General features: G+C 70.1%; 5 protein-coding genes and 3 pseudogenes. 3 read left to right on the forward strand and 5 right to left on the reverse strand.

Annotated features, from left to right (window positions below; all coding sequences use genetic code 11):
* Positions 1-10 precede the first annotated feature (10 nt).
* A pseudogene (locus IEY73_RS06250) lies at positions 11-699 on the forward strand (transposase family protein); the annotation flags it as partial.
* A gap of 194 nt (positions 700-893) precedes the next feature.
* Here IEY73_RS06250 and IEY73_RS33400 read toward each other — a convergent pair.
* Positions 894-1,145 (reverse strand): hypothetical protein, encoded by a 252-nt coding sequence (locus tag IEY73_RS33400; RefSeq protein WP_229715616.1) that lies wholly within the window; start codon positions 1,143-1,145, stop codon positions 894-896.
* Between the two features lie 181 nt (positions 1,146-1,326).
* On the opposite strand from IEY73_RS33400, the gene IEY73_RS33405 reads away from it, so the two are divergent.
* Complete coding sequence (locus IEY73_RS33405; protein WP_229715598.1) at positions 1,327-1,605, forward strand: hypothetical protein; 279 nt, start codon at positions 1,327-1,329, stop codon at positions 1,603-1,605.
* Positions 1,602-2,396, forward strand: a pseudogene (locus tag IEY73_RS34355) (condensation domain-containing protein); the annotation flags it as partial. The gene IEY73_RS33405 and the pseudogene IEY73_RS34355, both read left to right, overlap by 4 nt.
* 148 nt (positions 2,397-2,544) lie before the next feature.
* On the opposite strand, the gene IEY73_RS34505 reads toward IEY73_RS34355, so the two are convergent.
* From IEY73_RS34505 to IEY73_RS06280, 4 genes and pseudogenes are all read right to left on the reverse strand, one after another.
* A complete protein-coding gene (locus IEY73_RS34505) occupies positions 2,545-3,621 on the reverse strand; it encodes an MFS transporter (RefSeq protein WP_444543369.1) in 1,077 nt (358 codons plus the stop codon).
* A 73-nt stretch (positions 3,622-3,694) separates the two neighbouring features.
* Positions 3,695-4,153, reverse strand: a pseudogene (locus tag IEY73_RS34365) (MFS transporter); the annotation flags it as partial.
* A complete protein-coding gene (locus IEY73_RS06275; RefSeq protein ID WP_189078100.1) occupies positions 4,150-4,773 on the reverse strand; it encodes a winged helix-turn-helix domain-containing protein in 624 nt (207 codons plus the stop codon). The gene IEY73_RS06275 and the pseudogene IEY73_RS34365, both read right to left, overlap by 4 nt.
* Positions 4,774-5,314: 541 nt before the next feature.
* The coding region (locus IEY73_RS06280; RefSeq protein WP_189078101.1) for an IS110 family RNA-guided transposase at positions 5,315-6,360 on the reverse strand (1,046 nt) is incomplete at its 5' end.

Here is a 6,360-nt window from a genome sequence, read left to right on the forward strand (position 1 = left end):
GAGCCTCGCTGTGCTGTCCTACCCTGCCGCGATTCCGTTGTCCACTCGCAGCCTGAACCACCTCGCCGACCTCATCCGAGCCCACCGCAGCCGGCGCAGGTCCCGGTGGCGGCGTCTCGACCCCGGCCGGCAAGCCCTGCTCGCTCTGGCTCACCTGCGTAACGGCGACACCCTGACCCGTCTGGCCTGCAGTTTCGAGATCGGCGTGACGACCGCGTGGCGGTACGTCCGCGAGGCCATCGACCTGCTCGCCGCCACCGCTGACGACCTTGACACAGCGATGACCCGGATCCGGCTGCTCGCGTACGTGATCCTCGACGGCACCCTGATCCCGATCGACCGGGTCGCCGACCAGAAGCCCTACTACTCCGGCAAACACCGCCGCCACGGCGTGAACGTGCAGGTCATAGCTGACGCAGCGGGCCGGCTCGTCTGGGCGTCGGCCGCTCTGCCGGGTGCCGTCCATGACCTGACCGCAGCCCGCTCCCACGCCATCATCGAGGCCTTGGCCAGCGCGAAGGTGATGACGTTCGCTGACAAGGCCTACCAGGGTGCTCGCGGCAGCGTCCGGACCTCGTTCAAACGGCACCGCTACCGGCCGAAACTCTCCGCCTGGCAAAGAAGGTCAACCGGGCACACGCCCGGACCCGTGCCACCGGCGAACGCGCCAACGCCAGCCTCAAGACCTGGAGGATCCTGGCGCTCGGCCACGAGGGTCGCCGCCGCTGGAACGATCCGGCCCAGGGGGTGTGGTCCCGCGCCCAGGCCCACACCCCCTGGTCGCCACCGACCTCTGGGAACGTGCCCAGCAGACGATCAGCCGCCGCGGCACCAACAGCGAGATGGACGGGCGCGACGTCGCAGCAGCCGCCCCTACCTGTTCCGGGGCCTAATCATCTGCGGCCTGTACGGGCGCACGATGGTCGGCAGCGCGAACCACGGCCGGCCTGAGCCGCGGTGAGGCTGGTGATGGCGTACACGGTGACGGTGGACCAGCGTTCGGTGGCCGCGTTGTAGCGGCGGCGCCGGATCCGCAACGCCTGCACCGCGTACGGAAAGTCCAGTGTCAATGCTCCGAGGCAGGTGACGGCCTGTAACTCGCGGATGTCGTAGCGGCCGTGCCCGCGATCGCGGGTGGCATCCAAGGCTGGGGGATCTTCCCCCGGGGCAAGGCCTTGACCTGCCGATACAGTCGCGGCTGGTTGCGTTTGACGACGAACACGTAGCCGGCTTTCTTCTCCTCGACCAGCCAGCGGGCATGCTCGCGCTGGGTATGCAACGCGTCCGCCGTGATGATCGCACCGGCCAGATCCAGGCCGTCGAGCGGTGGCCGACACGATGCGGCGGCACAAGGTCCTGCGCACGGCCATCCGCAGCGAGCGTGGCGTTCCGTACCCGTACCGCCTTCCGCTGACGGAGGACCATGGCCTGCAGGTCGTGGCCGGCGGCAGCCCGGATCCCGGGCATCGGCTGCGGGAGCTGCTGGCCCAGCCCTTCGACCTCGCCCAGGATCCCCCATTTCGGGCACACCTCGTGCCCACCGGCCCCGAGAAGCACCTGCTGGCGCTGGCGCCCACCACGGGGCGACCGACGCCATCTCCCTGAGCACCCTCCAGCGGGACCTCGGCACCGCCTATGCGGCACGGGTCCGGGGCACGGCGCCGCAGTGGGCGCCCCTTCCGCTCGACTACGGCGACTTCGCGCGGTGGCAACAGGAACAGGCCACCGGCACGGGTTCCCTGGCCGACCAACTGGCTACCTGGGTCTCGGTGCTCGCCGACGCCCCGGCGGAGTCACTGCCACCCACAGACTCTCCACGATCGGCCGGCGCCACCGCACCGGCCTGCGGGGTGGCCACGGCGGAGCCTCCGCCCGCGGCGCATCAGGGCCTGCTGGAGTTCGCCGCCCGCACCGAGATCACCCTGTTCATGGCCCTGCACCTGGGCTTGCTGCTCGCCCTTCGCGGCTCGGGCGCACCGAGCGAACTGATCATCGGCACGCCGTCGTCGGGCCGCTTCGACGAGCGGCTCGCCGATGTTGTCGGGTGCTTCCTCAACCCGTTGCCGCTGCGCGTCGACCTGGGTGGCGATCCGACGGTGGCCGGCCTCGCGGAGCGCGTGCGGGCCACCGACCTGGCGGCGTTCTCGCACCAGCACGTGCCGTTCGAGCGGATCGTGGAGGCGCTGAGGCCGGAACGCGCGCCGGGCCGCCATCCCCTGTTCCAGGTCATGTTCAGCTTCATGGACTCGCCCAGCGACGGGCTGAGCCTGGCCGGGGTCGAGGTGACGCCCGTACGGGTCGAGCCCTGGGTCGCGAAGTTCGACCTGACCCTCAAGATGCTCGAACGGCGCGGACCCGCGGGAACCGCCGAGGGCATCGAATGCCAGCTCGAATACAGCAAGGACCTGTTCGAGCCCGCGACCGTGCGTGCGCTGGTGAAGCGCCTGCAGCAGGCATCCCTCCCTGCTGTCCGGCTCGGCGCCCGACACCAGGATCGGCGAGCTGGTGGCACGCCTCGAGGGGTGAGCGGGCGGCCGGGCTATGTCACCATCGGCCCCCTACCCCGCACCGTTTCATCCGGCGGCCTGCTGCGCCGCGTCCCGCAGGCCGGCCGGCCGCATGTCGGTCCAGACCTCTTCGACGTACGCCAGGCACGCTGCCCGGGTGTCCACGCCGTGTACGGTCCGCCAGCCGTCGGGCACGGGGAGCCGGGCGGGCCACAGGGAGTACTGCTCCTGGCTGTTGGCCAGCACCAGGTAATTGCCTACCTCGTCCTCGAAAGGATTCGCCATGATCAATCACACCTTTACGTGAGAGGCCGCCGGGCACCACGTCGTTGCGCCCCCGGCAAGGCTGCGCGCGTGCCACGCGGCCGGGCAACCGGCGGCAGGCCGTCAGGTCACCGACTGACCCGACGGCGCCCGGGGGGCTCAGCCGGGCGTCCCGTACCGAGCGGGCCGTCAGCGCCACGATCGCCGCGAGCAGGCAGATGCCGCCACACCCCGTGAAGAACACGGCGGCGCCCCAGAGGTCGACGGTGAAGCCGACCGCAGGAAAGAGCACAGGCGACAGTCCCAGCGTGAACAGCGTGGTCACCGAGGTCACCCGCCCCAGATAGTCGGGGTCGACCACTGTCTGGACCAGGCCGCCGGTGACCGCCATGGTGAGCCCGCTCGCCACGCCGACCAGGCCGCTGAAGACGATCGCGGCGACCAGGGTGCCGGCGTTTCCCAGCGCGGCCGTGGCCGCCGCGGTGACGAGCAGCGACAGGCCGATGGCCTGCCCGGCGCGTGCGATGGTGGCGCGCACGGTGAGCAGCAGCGACGCTGCCGTGGCGCCGATGCTGAAGGCGCTGGCGATCCATCCCATGCCGGAGGTGGACCACCCGCGCTCGTCGGCCAGCAGCACCAGCCCGGCCCCGACCGGGCCGCTGAAGCACATCTCGCTCAGCCCAACCACCGTTATCAGTGGCAGGAGGGCCTTGTGGTCGCGGATGTAGCGCAAGCCGTCCCGCAGCCCGTGCCTCCCGTTCGCCGCGTGCTCGGCGGAGTCCGGCCGGGCATTGACCCGTACGGCGAGGAGCAGCAGCAGTGACGCGCCGAACAGCACGCCGGAGGTCACGAACCCACCCCCCCGCGCTGAAAGCTGCCAGCACGCCCCCGGCGAGCACCGGGCCGACGGCGTTGCTGAACCGGATGGACAACAGCCGCATGCCCTGGATCCGCACCAGTTCGTCCGATGCGGCGATACGCGGGGGGAACGCGCCGACGGCGGGCATGAACATCGCGTCCACCGTGCCGAAGACCGCCGCGACGATCGCCAACTGCCAGATGTGCAGAGGCGCGACGAGTGCGACCGCGGCCATCCCGAAGATGATCACGCACCGGGTCGCGTCGCTGACGATGGCAACCGGCCGCGGGCCGAACCGGTCGGCGACGACACCGCCGAACAGCAGGAGCATGGCCCTGGGCAGCGCACCGGCGGCGATGACCAGGCCGGCCTGCGAAGGACCGGCCACCTGCGTCGCGGCCCAGGTGAGGCTGAGGAAGTACACCAGGTCCCCGGTCACCGAGGCGGTGTAGGCGGTCAGCCAGCTCAGGACGTTCGGGTCGCGGTAGGCGGGTCGCGCGGGCACGGCTCTCTCGACGGTCATGAGGGGTCCTGCTCGAGGCCCACGGTGCCGGGCACCGGGAACACCTGGAACTGCACGGTCAGCGGTGCCGGCGCGGTGGTGTGGTCGGTCTCCCGGTCGCGGTAGCGCGCCACCACCGCCAGGACTTCGTCCTTAAGGCGAACGGCGTCCGCCGGCGTGAGGTGCAGCAGCACGTCGCTGAAGACGCTGGCGTTCGCCCACTGCTGCGGCAGCAGCGGCACCTCGTCGGCCGCCTGGCGGAGGAGGTCGGCCCGGGCCAGGACGACGGCTCGGGTGTAGGCCCGACTCGCCTGCTCGTCCTCCGGGGCGAACGCCGCCGGGTCGTGGATCGACTGTTGGTGCGCGGCCTGCCACCAGAGTTCGCGTCCCGTCCCCTGCCCGACCACCTCGACGATGAACCCGTGGGCCGCCAACTGTCGCAGGTGATAACTGGCGGTGCCGGGCAGGATGTCGAGTTCACGCGCAAGCCGGCTGGCAGTGGAGGGCCCCCGCTGGCGCAGCCTACTGAGGACGGTCAGACGCACTGGATGCGCGAGAGCGCGTAGCCGCGCCTGGTCGAGGTGGATGTCCTGTTGCGCAGAGCTGCGTGCAGGGCCGGAGCCTCGGGCCTTGCTGGACATGCATACGACGCTAACGGCTCAGCGATCCAGTCACAAGAGTTCTTGTGAAGCAGACGCGACCGTTCACCCCACGCGCCTGCTCGCCGAGCCCGCGCCCCGACCGGCCGGGCCGCGGCACCCGGTGCGGCGTAACCAGATCCTGCACACCGCCAACCCATGAATGACGCTATCGCCCGGAACGCAACCAGCACTTATCCGAGGATATCCGTCCATGCCGGACCACCTCCGATAGGCCGATCAAGCATGCCGACGATCGCCCGCCGCAGTGTTCGACCGTGACACCGTCAGCCGGGAATCCTGAACACATAGGCGCTTGACAATCGCCGCGCGGCGCGCGGCTATATTGACCTTGACTGATGCAAGAACGTCACATTCGTCATCGGTAATCAGATCATGAACTCCTGCGAACTCATCGCGTCGACGTGCACACGAGCCGCCCGAGCACCACGGGTGCAGCAGTTGTGATGACTGAGACGATTCACCGCACTGAGCAGGGAGAACAACACCAAGACGAGCACGGGGGGTGTCCCTATAGGTTCTGTCAAGCAGCCAGGGCGAGCTTTTTCGCCGGTTTGTGCTGGTAAGGGGTCGAGTTGCGGAGCATGGCGTGTAGGACGTCGACGCGGCGTCGGGCGAGGCAGATGAGGGCGGCGTTGTGTTTCTTGCCTTCGGCTCTCTTGCGGTCGTAGTAGGCCCGGCTGAGCGGGTCGGACAGCGAGGCGAACGCGGACAGGAAGAACGCGCGTTTGAGCTGCTTGTTACCGCCCTTGGGTGGATGCTCGCCGCGGATGCTGGTGCCCGAGCGGCGGGTCACCGGGGCGAGACCGGCGTAGGCGGCCAGGTGGCCGGAGGTCGGGAACGCGGCGACGTCACCGACTTCGAGCAGGATCCGGGCTGCGGTCCTGACCCCGATGCCGGGCATCGAGATCAGGACCGAGGAGAGAGGGTGCGCATCAAGCATCTCCTCGACCTGGCCGGCGACCTGATCGCGCTGTTTCAGCAGCTCGCGCAGGCTGCCGGCCAGCCTCGGCAGGATGGTCTCGGCTGCGGTGCTGCCAGGGACGACAACGGTCTGGGCGTCCAGGGCGGTGAAGATCTGCTCGACCAGGCGGGCACCCATGCGCGGAGCCCGGGGCTTGACGACCTCGGTGAGTTTCGACCGGCCGGTCTTGCGCAGCCCAGCCGGACCGCCGCACCGCGACAACGCCTCCAGCACGGCCGGGTGCTGCACTTTCGGGCCGAGCACGCGTTCCAGCGGCGGGTGGATCTGGGTGAGCAGCCCTCGGATGCGGTTGGCGATGCGGGTGACCTCACCGGCGAGGTCGTCGTCGTAGCCGACCAGCATCTCCAGCTCGGCGAGGGTGTCGTCGCCGGCGTCGACGCGGCGCAGCGTGTGCGGCAAGGTCCGGGCCGCGTCGGCGATCACGTAAGCGTCGCGGGCATCGGTCTTAGCGGTGCCCGGATGCAGGTCAGCGAGGCGGCGCATGACCAGGCCGGGCAGGTAGCCGACCTGATGCCCGCACGCGCGGGCGACCGCGACGGGCAGGGCACCGATCGAGGCGGGCTGGTCGACTACGGCCAGGATCC

This window comes from Mangrovihabitans endophyticus, assembly GCF_014646155.1.
In the GTDB taxonomy this organism is placed as follows: Bacteria; Actinomycetota; Actinomycetes; order Mycobacteriales; family Micromonosporaceae; genus Actinoplanes; species Actinoplanes endophyticus.